Annotated in this window: 1 protein-coding gene; it reads left to right on the top strand. The window is 43.0% G+C overall.

The features are described from left to right. Window positions 1–134 precede the first annotated feature (134 nt). The coding region (gene rpsB, locus A3766_RS25250) for a 30S ribosomal protein S2 (RefSeq protein ID WP_068643190.1) at window positions 135–605 on the top strand (471 nt) is incomplete at its 3' end.

The following is a 605-nucleotide window of genomic DNA, read 5'->3' as shown; positions in this document are numbered from 1 at the left end:
ATTGACTTAAATCCGCACACGTTTCGACACATTGATCTGGGTGCTGTGTTCTGCTTCTGCTACGGTGGTTTTGGTTCATGGTTGATTAATGGGACTCGTGGAGGTCTAACCCAAACATATTAAAGGAAAAGAACATGGCATCAGTATCTATGCGTGACCTGCTTAAAGCAGGTGTACACTTTGGTCACCAAACTCGTTACTGGAACCCTAAAATGGGTAAGTACATCTTTGGTGCTCGTAACAAAATTCATATCATTAACCTGGAGCAAACAGTTCCTGCGTTTAATGAATCTTTAGCTTTCGTTAAAAAGCTGTCAGAGGGTAAGAACAAGGTATTGTTCGTTGGTACTAAGCGTGCTGCTGGCAAGATTGTTAAAGAAGAGGCAAGCCGCGCTGGTATGCCTTACGTAAACCACCGTTGGTTGGGTGGTATGTTGACTAACTACAAAACGATTCGTCAGAGCATTCGTCGTTTCCGCGATCTTGAGACTCAAAGCACTGATGGTACTTTTGATAAGTTGACTAAAAAAGAATCTTTGATGCTGACTCGCGAAATGCAGAAGCTAGAGCGTAGTATTGGTGGTATCAAGGATATGGGTGGTCTA

The organism is Oleiphilus sp. HI0132 (genome assembly GCF_001635845.1).
This window is presented reverse-complemented; position numbering and strand designations above follow the sequence as displayed.